Origin of the sequence: Pararhizobium sp. (assembly GCF_965279435.1) — a bacterium.
Classification (GTDB): Bacteria; Pseudomonadota; Alphaproteobacteria; order Rhizobiales; family Rhizobiaceae; genus Pararhizobium.
The window spans coordinates 1,909,365-1,929,165 of the sequence record NZ_CBDIHY010000003.1 but is presented as its reverse complement, the minus strand read 5'-3'; the positions used below and the strand labels follow the sequence as shown (position 1 = coordinate 1,929,165).

The 19,801-nt window shown below is 60.4% G+C and carries 22 protein-coding genes; 10 read left to right on the top strand and 12 right to left on the bottom strand.

What is annotated here, in order from left to right:
- Together ACQY8Q_RS14860 and ACQY8Q_RS14855 are read left to right on the top strand one after the other, a co-directional pair.
- Positions 1 to 234: a helix-turn-helix domain-containing protein gene (locus ACQY8Q_RS14860; RefSeq protein WP_428427272.1), complete on the top strand. Its 234-nt coding sequence runs from the start codon at positions 1 to 3 to the stop codon at positions 232 to 234.
- Positions 235 to 367: 133 nt separating this feature from the next.
- Positions 368 to 610 (top strand): DUF6894 family protein, encoded by a 243-nt coding sequence (locus ACQY8Q_RS14855; RefSeq protein ID WP_428427271.1) that lies wholly within the window; start codon positions 368 to 370, stop codon positions 608 to 610.
- 53 nt (positions 611 to 663) lie between these two features.
- Here ACQY8Q_RS14855 and ACQY8Q_RS14850 read toward each other — a convergent pair whose 3' ends face one another.
- Positions 664 to 1,551 (bottom strand): LysR family transcriptional regulator, encoded by an 888-nt coding sequence (locus ACQY8Q_RS14850; RefSeq protein WP_428427270.1) that lies wholly within the window; start codon positions 1,549 to 1,551, stop codon positions 664 to 666.
- Positions 1,552 to 1,680: 129 nt separating this feature from the next.
- Here ACQY8Q_RS14850 and ACQY8Q_RS14845 point away from each other — a divergent pair, with 129 nt between their 5' ends.
- A complete protein-coding gene (locus ACQY8Q_RS14845; protein ID WP_428427269.1) occupies positions 1,681 to 2,034 on the top strand; it encodes an antibiotic biosynthesis monooxygenase in 354 nt (117 codons plus the stop codon).
- A gap of 192 nt (positions 2,035 to 2,226) precedes the next feature.
- Positions 2,227 to 3,273, top strand: coding sequence for a glycosyltransferase family 4 protein (locus tag ACQY8Q_RS14840; protein WP_428427268.1), 1,047 nt, complete (start codon positions 2,227 to 2,229; stop codon positions 3,271 to 3,273).
- A gap of 22 nt (positions 3,274 to 3,295) precedes the next feature.
- Here the strand turns inward: ACQY8Q_RS14840 and ACQY8Q_RS14835 are convergent, their stop codons facing one another.
- From ACQY8Q_RS14835 to ACQY8Q_RS14825, 3 genes are all read right to left on the bottom strand, one after another.
- The gene (locus ACQY8Q_RS14835) at positions 3,296 to 4,222 is read right to left on the bottom strand and encodes a carbohydrate kinase family protein (RefSeq protein WP_428427267.1); all 927 of its coding nucleotides are present in this window, start codon (positions 4,220 to 4,222) and stop codon (positions 3,296 to 3,298) included.
- A gap of 73 nt (positions 4,223 to 4,295) precedes the next feature.
- Complete coding sequence (locus ACQY8Q_RS14830) at positions 4,296 to 4,994, bottom strand: orotate phosphoribosyltransferase (RefSeq protein WP_428427266.1); 699 nt, start codon at positions 4,992 to 4,994, stop codon at positions 4,296 to 4,298.
- A 105-nt stretch (positions 4,995 to 5,099) separates the two neighbouring features.
- Positions 5,100 to 5,666 carry a glyoxalase superfamily protein gene (locus ACQY8Q_RS14825; RefSeq protein WP_428427265.1) on the bottom strand — a complete coding sequence of 189 codons (567 nt, stop codon included), beginning with the start codon at positions 5,664 to 5,666 and terminating at the stop codon, positions 5,100 to 5,102.
- Between the two features lie 400 nt (positions 5,667 to 6,066).
- Here ACQY8Q_RS14825 and ACQY8Q_RS14820 point away from each other — a divergent pair, with 400 nt between their 5' ends.
- Positions 6,067 to 6,570 (top strand): hypothetical protein, encoded by a 504-nt coding sequence (locus tag ACQY8Q_RS14820; RefSeq protein ID WP_428427264.1) that lies wholly within the window; start codon positions 6,067 to 6,069, stop codon positions 6,568 to 6,570.
- A gap of 43 nt (positions 6,571 to 6,613) precedes the next feature.
- Here ACQY8Q_RS14820 and pyrC read toward each other — a convergent pair whose 3' ends face one another.
- The 5 genes from pyrC to ACQY8Q_RS14795 all read right to left on the bottom strand — a co-directional run bounded on the left by pyrC (position 6,614) and on the right by ACQY8Q_RS14795 (position 11,584).
- Positions 6,614 to 7,666 carry a dihydroorotase gene (gene pyrC, locus ACQY8Q_RS14815; RefSeq protein ID WP_428427263.1) on the bottom strand — a complete coding sequence of 351 codons (1,053 nt, stop codon included), beginning with the start codon at positions 7,664 to 7,666 and terminating at the stop codon, positions 6,614 to 6,616.
- A gap of 308 nt (positions 7,667 to 7,974) precedes the next feature.
- Complete coding sequence (locus tag ACQY8Q_RS14810; protein ID WP_428429792.1) at positions 7,975 to 8,604, bottom strand: nucleoside triphosphate hydrolase; 630 nt, start codon at positions 8,602 to 8,604, stop codon at positions 7,975 to 7,977.
- Positions 8,605 to 8,606: 2 nt separating this feature from the next.
- Positions 8,607 to 9,395 (bottom strand): ATP-binding cassette domain-containing protein, encoded by a 789-nt coding sequence (locus ACQY8Q_RS14805; RefSeq protein ID WP_428427262.1) that lies wholly within the window; start codon positions 9,393 to 9,395, stop codon positions 8,607 to 8,609.
- The gene (locus ACQY8Q_RS14800) at positions 9,395 to 10,453 is read right to left on the bottom strand and encodes an ABC transporter permease (protein WP_428427261.1); all 1,059 of its coding nucleotides are present in this window, start codon (positions 10,451 to 10,453) and stop codon (positions 9,395 to 9,397) included. Before ACQY8Q_RS14800 ends, ACQY8Q_RS14805 begins: the two co-directional genes overlap by 1 nt.
- Before the next feature lie 105 nt (positions 10,454 to 10,558).
- Positions 10,559 to 11,584 (bottom strand): sugar ABC transporter substrate-binding protein, encoded by a 1,026-nt coding sequence (locus tag ACQY8Q_RS14795; RefSeq protein WP_428427260.1) that lies wholly within the window; start codon positions 11,582 to 11,584, stop codon positions 10,559 to 10,561.
- Between the two features lie 300 nt (positions 11,585 to 11,884).
- On the opposite strand from ACQY8Q_RS14795, the gene ACQY8Q_RS14790 reads away from it, so the two are divergent.
- The gene (locus tag ACQY8Q_RS14790; RefSeq protein ID WP_428427259.1) at positions 11,885 to 13,117 is read left to right on the top strand and encodes an ROK family transcriptional regulator; all 1,233 of its coding nucleotides are present in this window, start codon (positions 11,885 to 11,887) and stop codon (positions 13,115 to 13,117) included.
- Positions 13,117 to 13,545 carry an RbsD/FucU family protein gene (locus tag ACQY8Q_RS14785; protein ID WP_428427258.1) on the top strand — a complete coding sequence of 143 codons (429 nt, stop codon included), beginning with the start codon at positions 13,117 to 13,119 and terminating at the stop codon, positions 13,543 to 13,545. The genes ACQY8Q_RS14790 and ACQY8Q_RS14785 overlap by 1 nt, the downstream gene beginning before the upstream one ends.
- Before the next feature lie 75 nt (positions 13,546 to 13,620).
- Here the strand turns inward: ACQY8Q_RS14785 and ACQY8Q_RS14780 are convergent, their stop codons facing one another.
- Positions 13,621 to 14,004, bottom strand: a complete 384-nt coding sequence (locus tag ACQY8Q_RS14780) for a DoxX family protein (RefSeq protein WP_428427257.1) — start codon at positions 14,002 to 14,004, stop codon at positions 13,621 to 13,623.
- A 292-nt stretch (positions 14,005 to 14,296) separates the two neighbouring features.
- On the opposite strand from ACQY8Q_RS14780, the gene ACQY8Q_RS14775 reads away from it, so the two are divergent.
- The gene (locus tag ACQY8Q_RS14775; protein WP_428427256.1) at positions 14,297 to 15,001 is read left to right on the top strand and encodes a Crp/Fnr family transcriptional regulator; all 705 of its coding nucleotides are present in this window, start codon (positions 14,297 to 14,299) and stop codon (positions 14,999 to 15,001) included.
- Between the two features lie 4 nt (positions 15,002 to 15,005).
- Positions 15,006 to 16,862: a CHASE2 domain-containing protein gene (locus ACQY8Q_RS14770; RefSeq protein ID WP_428427255.1), complete on the top strand. Its 1,857-nt coding sequence runs from the start codon at positions 15,006 to 15,008 to the stop codon at positions 16,860 to 16,862.
- A 6-nt stretch (positions 16,863 to 16,868) separates the two neighbouring features.
- Here the strand turns inward: ACQY8Q_RS14770 and ACQY8Q_RS14765 are convergent, their stop codons facing one another.
- Positions 16,869 to 17,492, bottom strand: coding sequence for a FecR family protein (locus ACQY8Q_RS14765; RefSeq protein ID WP_428429791.1), 624 nt, complete (start codon positions 17,490 to 17,492; stop codon positions 16,869 to 16,871).
- A gap of 223 nt (positions 17,493 to 17,715) precedes the next feature.
- Between ACQY8Q_RS14765 and ACQY8Q_RS14760 the strand changes: the two genes are divergently transcribed.
- The gene (locus tag ACQY8Q_RS14760; protein ID WP_428427254.1) at positions 17,716 to 18,606 is read left to right on the top strand and encodes a tetratricopeptide repeat protein; all 891 of its coding nucleotides are present in this window, start codon (positions 17,716 to 17,718) and stop codon (positions 18,604 to 18,606) included.
- Positions 18,607 to 18,739: 133 nt separating this feature from the next.
- Here ACQY8Q_RS14760 and ACQY8Q_RS14755 read toward each other — a convergent pair whose 3' ends face one another.
- Positions 18,740 to 19,774: a proline racemase family protein gene (locus ACQY8Q_RS14755; protein WP_428427253.1), complete on the bottom strand. Its 1,035-nt coding sequence runs from the start codon at positions 19,772 to 19,774 to the stop codon at positions 18,740 to 18,742.
- Positions 19,775 to 19,801 lie beyond the last annotated feature (27 nt).

Below are 19,801 nucleotides of genomic sequence, written 5' to 3'. Positions count from 1 at the left end.
ATGCCGATCACCGTGAATCTCGACGTGATGCTTGCCAAGCGGAAAATGCGCTCCAAGGAGCTTTCCGAGCGTATCGGCATTACCGAGCAGAACATCTCCTTGCTAAAATCCGGCAAGGTGAAGGGAATTCGGTTTGAAACCCTGGAAAAGATCTGCCACGTCCTTGAATGCCAACCGGGTGATATTCTCGAATATCAGCAAATCCTCCCTTCCACCGTGCTGCCAGGAAGTTGACAATACCGGCGCCCGCACGATGAATACAGGCTGAACGTCCAGTTCAGCCTGTATTCGGACACAATGCGTTATCCCTGAAGATGCGTCCCCAAGCCGGAGAAATCTCCAGCGGCGCACGGGTTCGGGGCTTAACGTGGAACACTATTTCTTCGATCTGCATTTCGGCAACGAACAGGTTGTCGATGAAGATGGCGTCGATCATTTCGACGTCGGTTCCGCCGTCTATTACGGCCAGAGAATTGCCGACAAGATCGGTCGCGACACGGACTATCGCTCGCTCACCGTCCATGTACGCACCCTCGAAGGCTCTGTGCTGGCAATCGTTGCCGCTTCGGCTGGCCGTGGCTTCGAACAGATGGCGTTGATGGGGCGATGATACGCCCAGCCGAGGCCCCTCGGCAGCAGCGTGTTGCGTCTGTCCCAGTCACATCAAGCACGAAACAGATTTTCGCTCATGAACTTCACGAACGCCTGCACCTTCGGGGACAGATGTCGGCTGGATGGCCACAGAATGTTGAACTCGCCGACATCCTCGATATGGTCGGCCAGAACCGGAACCAGCTTCCCTGCGGCGATCTGACCGTGGATCGTGAAGAGCGGCAAGCAGGCAACGCCAAGCCCTTGCTCTGCCATGCTGACAAGTGGCTCGAGCGTGCTTGCCATAGAGGATACCGGCAGCTCGAATTTCCCCTGTTCCGGATCATATCTTAGAGGCCAGCGCTCGAGCTTCCCGGAGGACGGATATTTGTGGTGAAGGCAGATATGGCCTGACAGGTCCTGCGGCTTTTCCGGAATTCCGAAGCGGGCGAAGTACTCGGCCGTTCCGACGACGCGATGCGAGAATTTTCCAAGCGTCCGCGTCATCAGGCGGCTATCGCTGAGATCTCCCGTTCGAACCACGGCGTCAAACCCCTCCTCGATCACGTCGACCAGGCGGTCGGTGAAATCGAGATCGATGGAGACTTCCGGGAACAAGTGCATGAACGTGGTGATCGCCGGCATGAACAGCATTCCGGCGAGCGGCAGGCTGACGCGAAGGCAGCCACGCGGTGCAGCAAGCGTGTGCGATAGTTCCTGTTCGGCTGCTTCTATCTCGGAAAAAATCCGGCGGCAGCGTTCGAGGAACATCGTACCTTCCGCAGTGATCGCTATGCTGCGCGTACTACGATGAAACAGCCGGACACCAAGCCTCTTCTCCAGCCGGGCTATAGCCTTGCCGACAGCGGAGGAGGAGATACCGAGAACCTCACCTGCCCCGACAAAGCTACGCGTATCCGCCACGACGATGAACACATTCAAGGAACCGATATTTTCCATGGTGGCTCTCCATTGCGGACATCCAGATCCGTTATCAACGGAGCCATACCCCGTTTTTCCACTTACCGTCACGAACTAAGTCTCATCCCGGCGGCATATTCCGCCGATCGTTCTGCAGATGGAGACACCGTGACCCACTCCCCGAAGGCCGAATTTCAACTCTCTCCCCAACCCACCGTGTTCGTCGTAAATGTCATCCACGCCCACCCGGGCAAGCAGGATGAGGCATTCCAGATCATCCAGGACGTCGTGCACTACGTCGCCGAACGCAAGGCGGGCTTTCTCTGGAGCAACCTGTCGAAAAGCACCGACGGCAAGACCGTCGTCAACATCGAGGCAATCCACAGCGCCGACAATGTCGACGAGTTTTTCTCCGACCCCGTCTTTGTGGAGAAATTCAAATCTCTGGACGCTGTGTCGAAAAGCGAATTTCACATCTACAAGGTCGGAGATCTCATCCTTCCTGCCTTGAGCGCGATGTAGGATCGGCACTGGCCGGGTGCGGGTGCGGTTGCGCCCGGATCAGCTGGCCGACCGCCCGGATGAGGCCGCCGTAGATATGCCGATCATCCGCCTGTCATCAGAGCATGATCAAATCAGCGAAATGCAGCCGTCACCTGATTCGAGGTCAGCCGGTGTTTTCCGGCAGGTGGCGAGGCCGCGCCGAGGCGACTTATGGAAAAAACCATTCTCGTTGTTACCGATGCCTGGCATCCGCAGGTCAATGGCGTCGTACGCACGCTCGATGAACTCGCGCGGTCCCTGAAGGAACAGGGCATTGCCATTCACTTCCTGACGCCCCAGCGTTTTGCGACCTTTCCGCTGCCCTTCTATGCCGATATCCGGCTAGCGCTGCCAATGCGGCGGCAGGTGGCTGGCGAGATCGACGCTGTGGCACCTGACTATATCCACATTGCGACAGAAGGACCGCTGGGTCTTGTGTCGCGGGGTATCTGTCTACGCAGAGGCCTGCCGTTTACCACCAGCTATCACACGCGGTTTCCCGAATTCGTCCGTGCCCGGCTGCCCATCCCGGAAAGCTGGAGCTACTGGTGGCTGCGCCAGTTCCACAATTCCGGCAATGGCATGATGGTCGCGACCGCTTCGCTCGGCACGGAAATGGCAGCCCACGGTTTTCACAATATCAAGCGCTGGACGCGGGGCATCGATACCACGCTGTTTGATCCGGCACGCCGTCAGGATCTGCCATTTCCGCGCCCGATCTTCCTTAATGTCGGACGCGTTGCCGTGGAGAAGAACCTGCCGGCCTTCCTCGATCTCGACCTGCCGGGCAGCAAGCTTGTGGTTGGCGACGGACCCGACCTTGCCGCGTTACGGCAGCGCTATCCGGATGTGCATTTCCTGGGAAAACGTTTCGGCACGGAACTGGCGACACTCTATGCGTCGGCCGATGTCTTCGTCTTTCCGAGCCGGGTCGATACATTCGGCAACGTCATTCTCGAGGCGCTTGCCAGCGGCTGCCCGGTTGCCGCGTTTCCGGTGACGGCACCGAAGGATATTCTGGGCGACGGCAGCGGCGCGCTGTCCGGCGATCTCAGGCAGGCTGCACTGGCCGCCTTGACGTTATCGCGCGAAGACGCACGGCAAAAGGCGCTGACGTTCAACTGGAGCGAATGCGCCCGCCAATTTCTGTCAAATCTCGCCGGAGTACCGCACAGCGCTTTTGCCGGGCGCGGACGGAAGCTGGGATCCACGGTGTAACCGGCAAGACGAAGAGAGGCGATTAAAGCCCGATCTCGTAGCTCCACGGCGGGTTTGCCCCTGCCCGCGAGACGGTGACAGCGGCGGCCTTTGCGCCCAGTGCCAGTGCATCGCGGACGGCGCTTTCGCTGAGGTTCGCGACCTGTTCCTTGGTCAGGAGATTGTTCATCTTCAGCGACGCCAGGATGCCCGCGTCGAACGTATCGCCGGCGCCGACCGTATCGACGACCTCGACCTTTTCGCCCGCAACAGAGACCTTGCCGCGCGTCGTGTAACCATCGGCCCCATCGGCGCCCTTGGTGATGACAACGAGTTTCGGGCCGCGCTGCAGCCACTTGGCCACCAGTTCGTCATGCGTGCCCTCTTCGCCGAACCAATCGAGATCCTCGTCCGAGAATTTGACGATGTCGGACATCGCCGCCATGCGCAGCATGCGGGCCTTATGAGCTTGCGCATCCTTGATGAAGCCGGGGCGGATGTTCGGATCGAAGGAAATCACCCGCTTCTGATACTCGCGGGTCATCAGCGCTTCGTAAGTCGATCCGCACGGTTCCGGGATAAGGCTGATGGCGCCGAAATGCAGTGCCTCGCAGAAATCGCCGAGTGCCGGCAGGTGGTCCTTGGAGATCATCCGGCCTGCCGTATTCTCGTCGAAGAAAGCGTAGGTCGCCGAACCGTTGACCAGTTTGACGAAGGCCACGGTGGTGTGCAGCGACAGGGTCGCGCAGGGGCCGAAATCAACGTTGCTGGATTTCAGCGTCTCGCGGAGCATATCGCCGAACATGTCGTCGGAGAGACCGGTGAAGAAGCCGGTGGGGATGCCGAGACGCCCGAGCGCGATGGCCGTGTTGAAGATCGCGCCGCCGGAATAGGGTGCGAACGCCGTTTCGCCCGCCGTTGTCTGGCGCGGCAACATATCGATCAGGGCTTCTCCACAGCAAACGATCATGGCGGCGTCTTCCCCCTCAGTGGTTTATTTCAATCGATTTAAGCCAAACCGCGCCGGATTTCCAGCGCCGTTTTCAAGCCGTCGCCAGTTCGCTGACGCCACCATTGCGGCCGGACCATTCGAGTGGCGCATTGAGGAAGGCCTCAACCTCAGACAGGGTCTTTTCGTCGAATAATTTCTGCTGCTTGGCAACCGCCAGCACATCGCGCCAGGTGGCGATATTGTGCAGCGTCACGCCCTTGTCCAACATCCCGGCGCGGGCCTTCGGGAAAATATCGTAGTAGAACAGCGCCATGCCGTGATCAACGACGCCACCGGCGGCGCGGATCGCATCAATGAACGTGAACATCGAGCCACCCGCCGTCGTCAGGTCTTCAATGACGAGAACGCGGGCGCCGTCGGGCATATGGCCTTCGATCTGCGCATTGCGGCCATGGCCTTTCGGCGCTTTGCGGACATAGATCATCGGCAGCGCCAGGCGCTCGGCCAGCATCGCAGCGAACGGAATACCCGCCGTTTCGCCACCGGCGATGACGTCGAATTTTTCGAAACCGGCTTCACGCAGCACGGTGGCTGCGGCGAAATCCATCACGGCCGAGCGGATGCGCGGATAGGAGATCAGCTTGCGGCAGTCGATATAGACCGGGCTCGCCATGCCTGATGCCAGCTTGTAGGGCTTATCGGCGCTGAAATGCACCGCCTTGATTTCCCAGAGCATCTTGGCGACGAGTTCCGCCATCACGGCCTTGTCGGGAAAGGATGTCTGGATCATCGGCGGGGCTCCTGCAGCTCGGGATTTTTATCACCCGCCGCATAGCAGGTCGGGCCGCGCAATGCCAGAGGTGGAGGGCGCGGCAGAGCAGCCGCGCCGCCAATTTCAATCGTTCTGGTTCTCGCCCTGCTGCTGGCAGAAGGTGATGCGATTGTTGAAGGGATCGATCACCTCGACCTCCAGCCCCCAAGGCGCCTTTGTGACGCCCGGCTTCATGTAGCGGTAGTTCTTGCCCGCCAGTTCTGCCTGCAGCGCTGCCGCATCCTCGACGCGGACGAAGGCGCGGGCGCCGGGGCTTGCGTCGCCGGCATGCTCGCTCAAATGCAGGATCATGTCTTCCCGGGTGACCTGGCAATAGAGCGGAAAATTATCGCCGAACCGATGTTCCCAATCGAGCGTGAAGCCTAAGAACCCGCAATAAAACTCCATCGCCTTGGCGACGTCGAAGATGCGGAAGATCGGGATGGGCGCTTTTATGCCGACATGCCCGTCCTCCTTTGGCAGCACCTTGTCCGTTGTGTCGATCTTTGCCGACAGGATATTCCATTGGCCGTAGCCGAACTGGCTGGCGACGATCTCGAGGGCTTCGCTGTGGGAAAGGTTGGTATTGCGATCTGCAAAGGCCTGCTTGAGCACCTTTGCCATCAGTTTTGCATCGCGAAAATCGCGCATGGTTCATCCTCCGTCTGGCGGCAAACAGGACGATCAGTGCCCGCTCTGCTGACCCGTTCGCCATCAACGCCAAAGGCAAGGATGAGAAGGTTTCGATGGATGCATTCACCATTCGTGCTAGACACTGCGGGGCGGCTGGCCGCATCCGGCCGGCCTCATTGTTAGGCGAAGTTTTTTCCCCGATCAAGCCCGTCGCTCGCCGATCGCAAACCACTGCGCCAGCGCCCGGTCAGCACACTGCACGACCGGTGAGACCAGTCAGATTAATTCTTGGTAAGCTTCAACTACATTAGAAAAAAAAGACCATGATCCGGACACAAACCGGACACATACCTGTAGTTGAGGCGGACGTTCAACGCGTCGCTGAACGCCTGATGCCCTCCTATCATGAGGTTATCCGATGAAGATTATCAGCCTTGCCACCCTCGCCGCTCTTTCCATCGCCCCGCTCGTTCTGTCATCCGCCGCCAATGCGACGACGATGGCGGAATGCAGCACCAAATACAAAGCGGCCCAAACGGCCGGCACGCTCAATGGGATGAAGTGGAATGACTTCCGCAAAGCCCAATGCGGCAGTGATGCCGCGGCTGCAACCACGACACCGGCTTCCACGAAAACGGCTGCGAAAACGCCAACCGCAATGAGCGCCAATCAGGAACCGACGGCGGACAATACCGAAAACATGCCGGAACCGGCCAAGACCACGGCAAAGGCGCCGAAGGGCGTCGTGTTCCCGACCAAGGTCGATGCCAAATACTCGACCGAGACTGCAGGCAAAGCCCGCATGCACACCTGCCTCGATCAATACAAGGCCAACAAGGCCGACAACTCACTCAATGGTCTTGCCTGGATCCAGAAGGGCGGCGGCTTCTACAGCATCTGCAATTCGAAGCTCAAGTCCTGACGTGACCACGCTGGTTTCCTGGGGGCGGGCCTTTTGCCCACCTTCAGGAAACTGCCCAATGCAGCGGGAACATCGGATCGAACACCGTGACCGTGCCCGCTTCCGTCTCGATCTTTTCCGGAAATGTGACAGCCTCCGTCTGCTTGCGCAGCGTGATCGTCTCCGCGTTGACCGGCAGGCCATACCAGGCCGGGCCATTCAGCGACGTGAAGGCCTCCAGCTTGTCCAGCGCGTTTTCCTGCTCGAACACATGGGCAAGGCAGCTCATGGTGTTGATCGAGGTGTAAATACCGGCGCAACCACAGGCGCATTCCTTCAACGGATCGACATGCGGTGCTGAATCCGTGCCAAGGAAGAAACGGCCGTCACCGGATATTGCTGCGGCCCGCAGCGCAAGGCGATGCAGTTCACGCTTGGCAACCGGCAGGCAGTAATAATGCGGGCGGATACCGCCGACCAGAATGGCGTTGCGGTTGATGATCAGGTGATGGGTGGTGATCGAACCGGCCAGATTGCTCTTGGATGCCTTGATGTAATCAATGCCGTCCTTAGTGGTGACATGCTCCATCGTCACCTTCAGTTCCGGCAGGCGGGCGCGCAACGGCTCCAGTACGGTTTCGATGAAGACGGCTTCGCGATCAAAAATATCGACTTCTGGCGTGGTGACTTCACCATGAACGCACAGCGGCAGGCCGATCTTGGCCATACGCTCCAGCACCGGCATGGCATTTTCGAAATTGCGGACGCCGCCATGCGAATTGGTGGTGGCCCCGGCCGGATAGAGTTTGACGGCCTTGATCAGGCCGCTGGCGTGACCGGCTTCTACGTCATCCGGGTTGGTGCCTTCGGTGAGATAAAGCGTCATCAGCGGCTCGAAACGATCGCCCTTCGGCAGCACCGCCATAATGCGCTCGCGATAGGCTATCGCATCGGCAGTGGTGACCACCGGCGGCACGAGATTGGGCATGATGATGGCGCGGGCGAAGTGGCGGCTGGTATCGCCGATGACGCCCTTGAGCATGCCACCATCGCGCAGATGCAAATGCCAGTCGTCAGGACGGCGTATCGTCAGTTCGGTGACAGGCTGTGGGCTCATGGCGGATATCTCCAGGCACTCATCAATTTCTGAAAACACAGAGCCAAAGCATACAAATGAAGCTGAAACAGAGACGTGGCGTCATTGTTTCGCTCGGTCGAATGCCCCACTCTCCGTCATCCTCGCCCTTGTGGCGGGGATCCAGCGACCCGACGTCTGTCGGGTCAAAGACTCTCGTCGCCCAAGGACTTGGGCGGCTGGATTCCTGTGACAAGCACAGGAATGACGGAGAGAAAGAGCTCCGCCCACCAGCATTGAGGTTCCGATAGCATCATTTCAGCGACGGAAACAATGGAGGATCGGCGCGATCAGGCCGTTTCGAAAAACTCGAGGGCGATATCGGCGGTGCGCGAATTGTCGATGATCCGTTTGCCGTTCGGCAGATCGTTGCCGTAGAGCTTCCATTCGATGCCGGCGGCATCCAGTCCATAGTGGACCCAGCGCTGCCGCAGCCGTTCTTCCAGAACCTCGTAAGGCGGGCCGACGAAGATCGACAGGTCGAACATGCCGTCGAGCCGCGACCACGGCGCCTCGTCGAGCAAAAGGTAATTGCCTTCCGCCAGGATGATCCGTGTTTCAGGCGATACGGGCCGGGCCGACGCGATGGCAATTTCCCGGGACCGGTCGAACACCGGGACGAGAACCTCCTGGTCCGTCCTGCGTACCGCCGAAACGATATCGATGAAGGCGCGGACGTCGAAGCTCTCCGGCGCCCCCTTGCGTTTCAGCAGGCCGCGCTCTTCCAGGATGCCGTTGTCCATATGGAAGCCGTCCATCGGCAGCACGGCGGATTTTTCGCCACGGCGCGTCAACTCGTCCTGCAGCGCATCGGCAAGCGTGGACTTGCCGGCCCCAGGAGGGCCGGCAATGGCGACGATGAAGCGGGGCAAGTTGCCCGCCTTTTCGACAATGCTATCCGCGATGGCGGCAAGCGTCATGGTCATGCGGCGGCAGCCTCCGGTGGCACCTTGGCACCGGTCATGAAGGCGACAGCATCCGACATAGTATAGTCCTTCGGATTGATAACGCAGAGGCGCTTTCCAAGACGATGGATATGGATGCGGTCCGCCACCTCGAACACATGCGGCATGTTGTGCGAGATCAGCACGATCGGCAGGCCGCGGGAGCGCACGTCGAGGATGAGTTCAAGAACTTTGCGCGATTCCTTGACCCCGAGCGCTGCTGTCGGCTCGTCAAGAATGATCATCTTGGAGCCGAAGGCCGCAGCACGTGCAACCGCAACGCCCTGGCGCTGGCCGCCGGACAGCGTCTCCACCGCCTGGTTGATGTTCTGGATCGTCATCAGCCCAAGCTCGGAAAGCTTGTCGCGCGCAATCTTGGCCATCTTCGGCCGGTCGAGCATGCGGAAGATAGACCCCATCGGCCCCGGTTTGCGGATCTCGCGGCCGAGAAACATGTTGTCGGCAATCGACAGCGCCGGCGAAAGCGCCAGGTTCTGATAGACGGTTTCGATGCCAGCTTCGCGTGCCTCCAGCGGAGAACGGAAGTTGACGACCTTGCCGTCCAGCCGGATTTCGCCCTCGTCCGGATGGACCGCGCCCGAGATCGCCTTGATCAGCGAGGACTTTCCGGCACCGTTGTCGCCGATCACGGCGAGGATTTCGCCGGGATAGAGGTCGAAATCGGACTGGTCCAGCGCGGTCACGCGGCCATAGCGCTTGACGATACCCCTTGCCGTCAAGAGGGGTGCGGTGAGATGAGGTTCCATCAGCCTGCTACCTTTCTGATCCACTGGTCGACGCCGACAGCCGTAATGATGAGGACGCCGGTCAACAGGACCTTCCACTGCGGATCGGCGCCCAGCATGTTGAGGCCCATCGACACAACGCCGACGATAAGAGCACCGAACAGCGTTCCCAGGATCGAGCCGCGCCCGCCGAACAGCGAGATACCGCCAATCACCGCTGCCGTAATGGCCTGAAGATTGTAGTCCGTGACCGCCCAGGACGGTGAGATCGAGCCGTTGCGGCCAATCGACACCCAGGCAGCAAGGGCTGCGATGGCCCCGGCAAGGCCGTAGACGCCGAGCAGCACGCCCTTGACCCGGATACCCGACAGTTCCGCTGCTTCCGGGTCATCACCGACAGCATAAACGTGGCGTCCCCAGGCCGTGTGGTTGAGCGCATACCAGAGCGCGAGCACGGTGAGCACCATCATGATGACGCCAAGCGTGAAGACGGCCGAGCCGAGTTTGAAGCTGGCGCCAAAGAGACCCAGCAGCGGTGCTGCGGTCTCGATATCGGCACGGCGGATGGTCTCGTTGGCCGAATAGATATAGTTGATCGCGGCGATGATGTTCCAGGTGCCCAGCGTGACGATGAAGGGTGGTAACTTCATTCGGGATACCAGGAAACCGTTGGCCATGCCGCAGACGGTTCCGGTCACGAAACCCGCCAGAATGGCAAGCGGTGCCGGCAGGCCGTAGGTCACGGCACAATTGCCCATGACCACGGCCGAAAGCACCATGATGACGCCGATCGACAGGTCGATGCCGGCAGTCAGGATGATCAGCGTCTGTGCCGCGCCAAGAATACCGACGACAGCGATCTGCTGCAGGATCAACGTCAGCGTTCCGGCCGTGAAGAACCGCTCGCCCTTCAGGACGCCGAACACGATGACGGATACAATCAGCACGATTGCCGGAATGGCGGCCGGTGTCGAATGCAGAAAATGTTGGATGCGCCGCAGAGGCGAACGATCTTCGAATGAAGCGACTGATTTGTCGCTCTGATCCAGTGTTTTTTCGAATTCCTGGACGCTTGTCATGACAACGCCTCCCTCCCAAGAGACCGGCCTACCAACCGGCTGTTTAAAAGGGCGGCCTTGAAAACCGCCCTTCCATATTCATTCTGTGCTGAAAGCCCTAGGGCATCAACCCCAGCACTTGTCCGTGCCGGCCTTGACGTCGATCGACTCGACGCCCTTGGCAGGCTTGTCGGTGACGAGAGCAACGCCGGTGTCGAAGAAGTCCTTGCCTGCGGTCGGCTTCGGCTTGGTGCCGTCCTTGGCGTACTGGGCAATGGCTTCGATGCCGAGCGATGCCATCAGCAGCGGATATTGCTGCGATGTTGCGCCGATGACGCCTTCAGCCACCGATTTTACACCGGGGCAACCGCCGTCAACGGAGACGATCAGGACGTCCTTTTCCTTGCCGACAGCCTTCAGGGCTTCATAGGCGCCAACTGCAGCCGGCTCGTTGATCGTGTGGATGACGTTGATGTCCGGATCCTTCTGGAGAAGGTTTTCCATGGCGGTGCGGCCGCCTTCTTCGTTGCCGTTGGTGACGTCATGGCCAACGATGCGCGGATCGTCTTCATCACCGATCTTGTTCGGGTCCTTCGGGTCGATGCCGAAGCCGATCATGAAGCCCTGGTCACGCAGAACGTCGACGGTCGGCTGCGACGGAACGAGATCGAGGAAGCCGATCTTGGCATCCTTGGCCTTGTCGCCGAGCGTTGCAGCAGCCCAGGCGCCGATCAGCTTGCCGGCCTGCAGGTTGTCTGTCGCGAATGTTGCGTCGGCAGAGCCGGGCGGATCGAGCGGGGTATCGAGAGCGATGACGAGCAGGCCGGCATCCTGTGCCTTCTTGACCTGGTCGACGATGGCCTTGGTATCGGAAGCAGCAATCAAGATACCCTTGGCACCATCGGCGATGCAGGATTCAATCGCTGCAACCTGGCTGTCATGGTCGCCGTCGACCTTGCCGGCGTAGGACTTCAGGTCAATACCCAGTTCCTTGGCCTTGGCTTCGGCGCCTTCCTTCATCTTGACGAAGAAGGGGTTGGTATCGGTCTTGGTGATCAGGCAGGCCGAAACGCCGGCGGCCTGGGCAGGGGCTGCAAATACGACGCCAAGCGCCAGCGCGCCGAGAGCGGCGGAAACAATAGTCTTCTTCATGAAATCCTCCCAAGGATTGAAAAATGGCACCGGCGAACCGGCCCGTCAGGCTTCGCCCACCGCAACATCTCCTCTGTGCGGGTGGCGCTTCCGGACATAAAACAAACATCAAAATGAAATGCTGTCAATAAATAAATCAAATTGAATTATTAAATATCTGTGCCATTCTCTGCGCAGAAAATGTGCATGCGCCTGTCGTGGTTGCAGGGCACGCAAGAAACAAAATGAAGGCGTGATCAGGAGGCCAGTCCGGAACAACCCAGTCCGGATAGGAAATCGCGCTTTAGGGAGGTAACGGGCATGACATCACAAGCCGGTTCCGGCGGTGCATCGACCGTTCCGGACGTCTTCGACCCGGGTGGCGGCGCCAATCTCACCCGTGTGCGCGCCTATAACGAGAGGCTGGTAATGTCGCTGGTGCGCCGCCACGGCAGCCTGTCGAAGGCCGATATCGCCCGGCGTTCCGGCCTTTCGGCGCAAACCGTCACGGTCATCATGCGGGCGCTTGAGAAAGACGATCTGCTTATTCGCGGCGAACCGGTGCGCGGCCGTGTCGGCCAGCCGTCGATCCCGATGCGGCTCAATCCGGATGCGGTCTACTCCTACGGCGTCAAGATCGGCCGGCGCAGCTGCGATCTGGTGCTGATGGATTTTATCGGCAATATCCGCCTGCAGTTGCATCAGACGCACGCCTATCCGATGCCGGACGACATCCTGTCCTTCATCGTCGAGGGCATCCCCAAACTCGAAGCGATGCTGACCGGTCAGCAGAGGACACGCATCGCCGGCATCGGCATCGCCACCCCCTTCCAGCTGTGGAGCTGGGCCGAGGAGACCGGTGCACCGCGTGAGGCGATGAACAGCTGGCGCGGTTTTGACCTGCGCGACGAGGTGGCGGCGCGGACGCACCACCCGGTGCTAATGCAGAACGATGCCACCAGCGCCTGCGGCGCTGAACTCATCTTCGGGGTCGGCTCCTCCTATCCCGATTTCATCTATTTCTACATCGGCTCGTTCATCGGCGGCGGCATCGTTTTGAATTCGGCGCTGTTTTCCGGCCGCACCGGAACGGCCGGCGCCGTCGGCCCGCTGCAGGTTTCCGACAAGAACGGCAAGCCGCAGCAATTGCTGAAGATCGCGTCCATTTTCGTGCTCGAAAATCTGCTGCGCGAGAAAGGTATCGACCCGACGCCGCTCTGGTATTCCGCCGATGAATGGATCGATTTCGGCGAACCGCTGGAAACCTGGATCCAACTGACAGCTGCGGCACTGGCGCAGGCCATCGTCTCCTCCGCCTCGATCATCGATTTCGGCGCCGCCGTAATCGATGGCGGCTTTCCCGGCTGGGTGCGCGAGCGCATCGTCGCAGCAATCCGCAAGGCGGCCGGAGATCTCGACCTCGAAGGCGTCATCCTGCCCGATATCATCGAGGGTGCGGTCGGCGCCCAGGCCCGTGCCATCGGCGGCGCCAGCCTGCCGCTGTTTTCGCGCTACCTCATCGATACCAACGTTCTTTTCAAGGAAACAGCCTGATGCTGAAAGGTCTAAACCCACTCCTGAGCCCCGAGCTTCTGTCGACACTGCGGGCCATGGGCCACGGCGATGAAATTGCTCTGGTCGATGGCAACTATCCCGGGCAGGAACACGGCCGCCGGCTGATCCGGCTCGACGGGCATCATTTGATCCCGGTTCTCGACGCGATCCTGAGCCTGCTGCCGATCGACGATTTTGTACCGTCGGCCATTTTCCGCGCCACCGTGAAGCAGGACCGCGATGCGCTCGATCCGGTGCATCAGGACATTATCGCCTGCTGCGCCAGATATGAGCCGGACCGGGCGGTCACGCCGCTGCTGGGGCCGGAATTCTATCCGCGGGTTCGCGCCGCCCACACCGTTGTCCAGACCAGCGAACCACGGCTCTATGGCAATGTCATCCTGCGCAAGGGCGTCATCTACTCCTGACGGCCTTCAACGATAGACACGAAAAAGCCCGCCGATTTTCCAATCAGCGGGCTTTTTTTATTGGGCAAACAGCAATCAGGCGCGCTTGGCATCAACCGAGAGAGCACCGGCACCGAACGTGGCGACGAACAGGAAGCCGCCAGCGATGGCAAGGTTCTTCATGAAGTGAATGTCGTTGCCGGCAACCGAGAAATCAGCGTGGGCGACGAAAGCTGTGGCAACGCAGAAGAGCGCCAGGATATAGGCGGCCGGGCGGGTGAAGAAACCAACGAGAATGGCGAGACCACCGAGCAGTTCGACAGCAGTGACGAGGATGGCCGTGACCATCGGCAGCGGCAGGCCCATGCCGCCGAAATAACCGGCGGTGCCGCCGAGTGCCGTGATCTTGCCGTAGCCGGCAACGATGAAGAGGATCGACAGGAGGATACGTGCGACGAGGAGGACTGCATTCTGCGGCATTGGAAGAGACTCCGGTTTGGGTTCATTGTTGGCGACAGATTTATCAGCAATTCCAAATTCATCCAGCCCATGGGCCGGAGACAGATTGTTCACAAAAAGTAGACGACCCCTTAAGATCGTCAACCGAGTACACCATCACCCTTTTAACGGCTCAGTGTGACGGCGAATCCACCGGATCATCGCCAGCATATCCCGGTGCATTGCGGCATCCATAGTGTTTTTTGTTGCAACGCCTTGAAGACTGCGAGAAGAACTTTACCGGGGAAACAATGAATTTGCGGCGGGGAAGCAAATGAGCGAGATCAACAAGAGTCCGGCCTTCTGGCGTTCCTTTCCGATTTTCGAAGAATTCGACAAGGAGACGCTTTCCGCGATCTCAGCACTTGCGACCTATCGCAAATGGACCTCGGGAACGGTGATTTTCCAGCGCGGCGATGAAGGCAATTACATGATTGCCGTTCTGTCCGGCCGCATCAAGCTGTCGCTGCTGACGCCACAGGGCCGCGAACTGCTGCTGCGCCATATCGAGGCCGGAGCACTGTTCGGAGAAATGGCCATTCTCGATAGCCAGCCGCGTTCCGCCGACGCCACCGCCATCACAGTGACGGAGGGCTATGTCATCAGCAAGAAAGCTTTCCTCGACTTCATCACCCATACACCGAACGCCGCTGAATCGATCATCCGCTATCTTTGCTCGCAGCTGCGCGATACGACGGACCGCCTGGAAACCATCGCGCTCTATGATCTACACGCCCGTGTGGCGCGCTTCTTCCTCGCCACACTGAAACAGATCCACGGCACCGACCTGCCGGAAAGCGCCAATCTGCGCCTGACGCTCAGCCAATCCGATATTGCCGGCATACTGGGCGCCAGCCGCCCCAAGGTGAACCGGGCCATTCTGGCGCTGGAGGAAAGCGCTGCGATCAAGCGGCTCGACGGCATCATCACCTGCCATATCGGCCGCCTGCAGAAGATCGCGGAACCGGAGGAGGAATAACCCGTTGAAAAGTTTCCGCCTGTCCCGGATCAGGCCGCTTTTTGCGGGAGCGGCGGCGAGCCTCCTCGGCGCCTTGCTGCTGTTCTTCTACGGTGGGGAGGCGCTCGAAACGCAGCGGGAGCAGTTTTTCGATTCCCTCACCCAATGGGTTCCGGCACCGCAATCTGCAGAGATCGTTGTCATCGACGTCGATCGCACCTCGATACAGCAGTTGCCGGACAAGACCTGGGGCCGGACCGAGACGGCCGATCTGCTGTCGAGACTGTCAAAGGCAGGAGCCAAGGCCGTCGCCGTCGATTTCATCTTCAGCACGGCCTGCGATCCGGCAGAACCATCCAACGTCGCGCTGGCGAAGGCGATTTCCAGCGTACCGGTCGTTCTTGGCTTCCTGATCGCCGATGGCGGGCCGGAGCATCCGGTACCCGTTCCGCCTGTCGCCGTCCGCAAACCGGTCACTATTCCCGATCTCTGGTTCATCAATGGCGCAGAAGCATCCTGCAGCTTCCTGCAGACGGCGTCGCACTCGGCAGCAGCCGCGTTTCTGGTTGGCGATGAGGATGCCCGCATCCGCCGTGTGCAGGCCTTCTCGATCATCGGCAATGATGCCTATCCTGCGCTGGGGCTTGAAGCTGCGCGGCTGGCGGCGGGTGGGCGAACGCCGATCCTCGGCGGGCAGCCGGCCTGGCTGAAGCTTGAGAGCCGGCTGATCGAACTGGATGAAGATGGCAGCCTGCGTTTTGCCGCAAGCCCCATTGCCACCATCGAGGCGCGCACCGTGTCGGCAGGCGATGCGCTGAGCGGCGGCGTTGCGGATGAACGCTTCAAGGACAAGACAGTGCTGATCGGCAGCAGCCTGCCCAATCTCGGCGGGCTGCGCTCCACCGCCTCCATGCCGCTCGAACCATCGGTGCAGATCCATGCCGATATCGCCAATGCCGTTCTGACCGGCTTCATCCCGGAAAGGCAGGCAAGGCTTCCGCTGTTCGAAGCAGCCCTGGCCCTGATCGGCGGACTGTTGGTGGCCTTCGTCGCCACGCGTCTGCGGCCGGTCACCTCCGTGGCCTTCGGCCTCCTGGCGATCTCCGCCACGATCGCTGCAGCTGCGGCTATCTATGCCGGTTCCGCGCTGCTGGTCGATGCCGTCGGCATCAGCCTTGCCCTGGTCTTTGTGCTTGTCGTCACCAGCACTCTGCAATTCGCCCGCGTCCGGAGGGCGGAATCCACCGCACGCAGCAAGTTCTCGCAATACCTGCCGCAATCCGTGGTCGCCCGCTATATCGACAATCCGGATGACGACCGGGTGGCAGGCGAGGAGCGCCCGGTGACCGCACTGTTTACCGATATCGAGGGCTTTTCGACGCTATCCCAGAAGCTTTCGCCGCGCGATCTCGTCACCCTGCTCGATATCTACTATGCCGAGGTCAACGGCCTTGTGGCGCAGTATGGCGGTATGGTCGACAAAGTGGTCGGCGATGCCGTGCACGCCTTCTTCAATGCGCCGGAGGACCTGGACGATCACGTCAACAAGGCGATCGACTGCGCCGAAGCAATCCGGGCGCTGACGGAGGAAATGCGCCAGCGGCAGGGTTTTGCCGAACATCAATTCGGCCGCACCCGCATCGGGATCGAAACGGGGATTGCCGTGCTTGGCGAGGTCGGCGCCGGCGGCAAGCTGGATTACACGGCGCATGGCGACTGCATCAATCTTGCAGCCCGGCTTCAAGAGGCCAACAAATTCCTCGGCACCGCTATCTGCATCGGCCCGCAGGCCGCCGTCGAGAGCGGCCGCACCCTGCGCTCGGTCGGCATGCACGAAATCCGTGGTTTTGGCGAGATGGAACTGTTCACCAGCCAAGCCTGAACGCGGTCAGCGCTTCAGACCGGCGCTGGCATAGGCTTCGATGATGCGGGCCTCTTTCCACTTCACCGTCTTGTTCGGCGCCTCGCCGGGCTTGGCGATCTCGATACCCTCACCGGCGTTCACCAGCCGCCTGACGCCACCGGCATCGACCGCCACCTGACCGTGTTCGACGAAAACGGCAAACACGCCGCGATTGGGGCCTGCAAAGAACTTCGTGCCCCGCACGCCGATCATGCCGAAGGTGGTACGCAGCGCCAGATCGATCTTCGGCAGGCCTTCCGGCCTGTCGAACACCATCTGGCCCATGCCGAGTTCCATCGTGCCGCCCTGGCCAGCGATAAAGCTGTCGAGCAGAAGCTCCGTCTTGCTCCCCAGCAAGATGCGCGTGTCGCCGACCAGCGCAAGATCGGCAAAACTGTCGCTGCCGGTGGCGACAAAATCATTGTCCATGATCTGCCCGCCGGTCGCCAAGCTCTCCCGCTTTTCCGCCCGCTTAAGATTGACCTTGCCGCGCACGTCCGATGCCTTGCCGATCACTGTGCTCGCCTGGGTCGGTATGGCCGCAAGACCGCCTGCGACCAGCGCGCAGCCGGCAATGAATGCCCGCCGCCCGATCAGGCTTTGCCGCAACTGTTGAATGTCTGGCGTCATTGTCCCTGCTCCTTGTTCAAAACAATCCGGTTTCCGGCGGGAGTATCCGTGTTGATGGGGTGGGAAGCCCGCTTCTGTTCGGATGCCGCTCTTGCCCGGCGTGTTCTCATCCTCCTCCCCGGTTGCTCCTCATACTGTTTCCCAAGGAACAGCCGCAGTCCAGCACAGCTCATAGGGTGACACAAACACCGAGGAGAGCGCCATGAAAAACCAACCCAGCAACCGCATTTCAGCCATCAACGCCATCCTGCTGACCGCCGTCAGCCTGCTTTCGATCGCAGCGATCGCCATTCCCTCCGCCCGCGCCGCCTCGGCGCTGTTGCCGGCAGACCAATGCGATGCGGAAGCCGGTAGCGAGCACGACCTGCAACGCAACTTGTCCTTTCGTCCCGTCGCGACCGAAGACATCCGTATCGGCATTGCCCTTTCGGCTTGCCGCGAAGCCTACAACCAGGGCAGCGGCCCGCGACAGACCTTTGAGCTTGCCCGCGTGCTCCATGCCGCCGGCCAGCGCGGTCAGGCCATGGCGATGCTGGAAAAGGCGGCCGAAGGCAACCATGCGGTCGCGATGGTGAATTATGCCGTGATGCTCGGTGAACGCGGCGACCGTGCAGCGGAATTCGCGCTCTATCAGAAGGCGGCTGCCACCGGAAACATCCTCGCCGCCTACAATCTCGGCGTTGCCTACCGCGACGGCATCGGCACCTCGGCCAACGGCGCGCTCGCCGCGCAATGGTTCGAGCGGGCGTCTATCGCCAAGGACAATCTTGGTGCCTTCAACCTCGCCGTGATGCTGGACGAGGGCACGCAAATTCCGGAAGATAACGGCAAGGCAGCGCAGTTCTACAAGCTGGCCGCCGATCGCGGCAATGTCGATGCAATGGTCAATCTCGGGCTGATGCTGGAGAGCGGCGAAGGCATGCCCGCCGATACCGCCGCAGCGACCGCGATGTTCAGCCGGGCCGCCGAAAAGGGCGATGCGTTCGCACAAGGCAAGATCGCCCAGCCGGCAGTTGATACCGCCACCACAGCCAGCGTCACACCGAGCGAGCAGGCAAGTCTGGCAATGCCGAAGACGGGCCGTGTGAAGTGAGGCCGCTGCACCCCAGAAACAGGCCCCGGCCTGCTCATGCCGGACAATCCAGCGTAATCTCTTGAGGCGGATTGCGTTATCCGCCCCAGCAATATTCAAACGGCAGCCCGTAAGTGTGGACTAACCTTTTAGGTTAGCGAATTTCGCCTGCCTGCGGGCCCCAGGTGTCGGTGAGTGCAAAGCCATCGGCCATCGGGTCAAACGGATCGAGTGCGACCTGATGCAGGCCAAACGTCCAGCCGCGTCCCGAAATGGTCGGGATGATTGCCGGACGCCCAGCCACTTCCGTGACGCTTTCGAGACCAACCTCGAATTCGGACCCGATGATCGAGCGGGACTTGAAGACATCGCCGACCTTTGCCAGCCCACGGGCGTGCAACGTTGCCAGATTGGCGGAGCTGCCGGTGCCGCAGGGCGAACGATCGACGCGGCCCGGCCACATCGTCGTGCAGGTGCGCACAGTGCCGTCGGCTTCGGTATCGCGAAACATCACATAGGCGACGCCCTTGATTTCCGGGATTTCCGGATGGACGACAGGGATGGTGCGGTTGACCAGATCCTTCAGGATCATGCCAGCCTCGACAATCTTGCGGGCATTGGCCTTTTCGATCGTCGTGCCGATCTGCCCCACATCGACCAGCGCATAGAAGATGCCGCCATAGCAGATATCCATCTTGATGCGGCCCCAATCCGGGGTGTCGATCTCGACATCCAGTTCGTGAACAAAGGATGGCACCATGGTGAGCTTGACGCGCTCACAGCGGCCGTCCCGGCAGGTGGCCGTCGCCTTGACGAGACCGGCGGCGGTATCGAGCATGACGATTGTTTCGGGCTCCTTCATTTCGACAATGCCGGATTCGAGCAGCGCCGTGGTGACGCAGATCGAGTTGGAACCGGACATCGCATGCGCCTGGTCGGCCTGCAGGATGATGAAACCGGCATCCGCTTCCGGCCGCTTCGGCGGCACCAGCAGATTGACCGAGCCGATCGAGGCGGCGCGGGGTTCCAGGCAAAGGAACCGGCGCAGGCTGTCATCGACGGTGTTGATGTGGTTGAGCTGTTCGGCGATCGTGTTGCCGGGAATTTTCGGCACACCGCCAATGGCAACCTTGCCGATTTCACCTTCGCAATGAACATCCAGCAACTGGATCGTGCGCTTCCATCTCATCCCATCGCTCCTTGCATCCTCGATCCG

Bases quoted from the DNA above. Each gene is read 5' to 3' on its own strand.
- ACQY8Q_RS14860 (WP_428427272.1), top strand. From the start codon at position 1: ATGCCGATCACCGTGAATCTCGACGTGATGCTTGCCAAGCGGAAAATG.
- ACQY8Q_RS14850 (WP_428427270.1), bottom strand. From the start codon at position 1,551: ATGGAAAATATCGGTTCCTTGAATGTGTTCATCGTCGTGGCGGATACG.
- ACQY8Q_RS14840 (WP_428427268.1), top strand. From the start codon at position 2,227: ATGGAAAAAACCATTCTCGTTGTTACCGATGCCTGGCATCCGCAGGTC.
- ACQY8Q_RS14835 (WP_428427267.1), bottom strand. From the start codon at position 4,222: ATGATCGTTTGCTGTGGAGAAGCCCTGATCGATATGTTGCCGCGCCAG.
- ACQY8Q_RS14830 (WP_428427266.1), bottom strand. From the start codon at position 4,994: ATGATCCAGACATCCTTTCCCGACAAGGCCGTGATGGCGGAACTCGTC.
- ACQY8Q_RS14825 (WP_428427265.1), bottom strand. From the start codon at position 5,666: ATGCGCGATTTTCGCGATGCAAAACTGATGGCAAAGGTGCTCAAGCAG.
- ACQY8Q_RS14820 (WP_428427264.1), top strand. From the start codon at position 6,067: ATGAAGATTATCAGCCTTGCCACCCTCGCCGCTCTTTCCATCGCCCCG.
- pyrC (WP_428427263.1), bottom strand. From the start codon at position 7,666: ATGAGCCCACAGCCTGTCACCGAACTGACGATACGCCGTCCTGACGAC.
- ACQY8Q_RS14810 (WP_428429792.1), bottom strand. From the start codon at position 8,604: ATGACGCTTGCCGCCATCGCGGATAGCATTGTCGAAAAGGCGGGCAAC.
- ACQY8Q_RS14805 (WP_428427262.1), bottom strand. From the start codon at position 9,395: ATGGAACCTCATCTCACCGCACCCCTCTTGACGGCAAGGGGTATCGTC.
- ACQY8Q_RS14800 (WP_428427261.1), bottom strand. From the start codon at position 10,453: ATGACAAGCGTCCAGGAATTCGAAAAAACACTGGATCAGAGCGACAAA.
- ACQY8Q_RS14795 (WP_428427260.1), bottom strand. From the start codon at position 11,584: ATGAAGAAGACTATTGTTTCCGCCGCTCTCGGCGCGCTGGCGCTTGGC.
- ACQY8Q_RS14790 (WP_428427259.1), top strand. From the start codon at position 11,885: ATGACATCACAAGCCGGTTCCGGCGGTGCATCGACCGTTCCGGACGTC.
- ACQY8Q_RS14785 (WP_428427258.1), top strand. From the start codon at position 13,117: ATGCTGAAAGGTCTAAACCCACTCCTGAGCCCCGAGCTTCTGTCGACA.
- ACQY8Q_RS14780 (WP_428427257.1), bottom strand. From the start codon at position 14,004: ATGCCGCAGAATGCAGTCCTCCTCGTCGCACGTATCCTCCTGTCGATC.
- ACQY8Q_RS14775 (WP_428427256.1), top strand. From the start codon at position 14,297: ATGAGCGAGATCAACAAGAGTCCGGCCTTCTGGCGTTCCTTTCCGATT.
- ACQY8Q_RS14760 (WP_428427254.1), top strand. From the start codon at position 17,716: ATGAAAAACCAACCCAGCAACCGCATTTCAGCCATCAACGCCATCCTG.
- ACQY8Q_RS14755 (WP_428427253.1), bottom strand. From the start codon at position 19,774: ATGAGATGGAAGCGCACGATCCAGTTGCTGGATGTTCATTGCGAAGGT.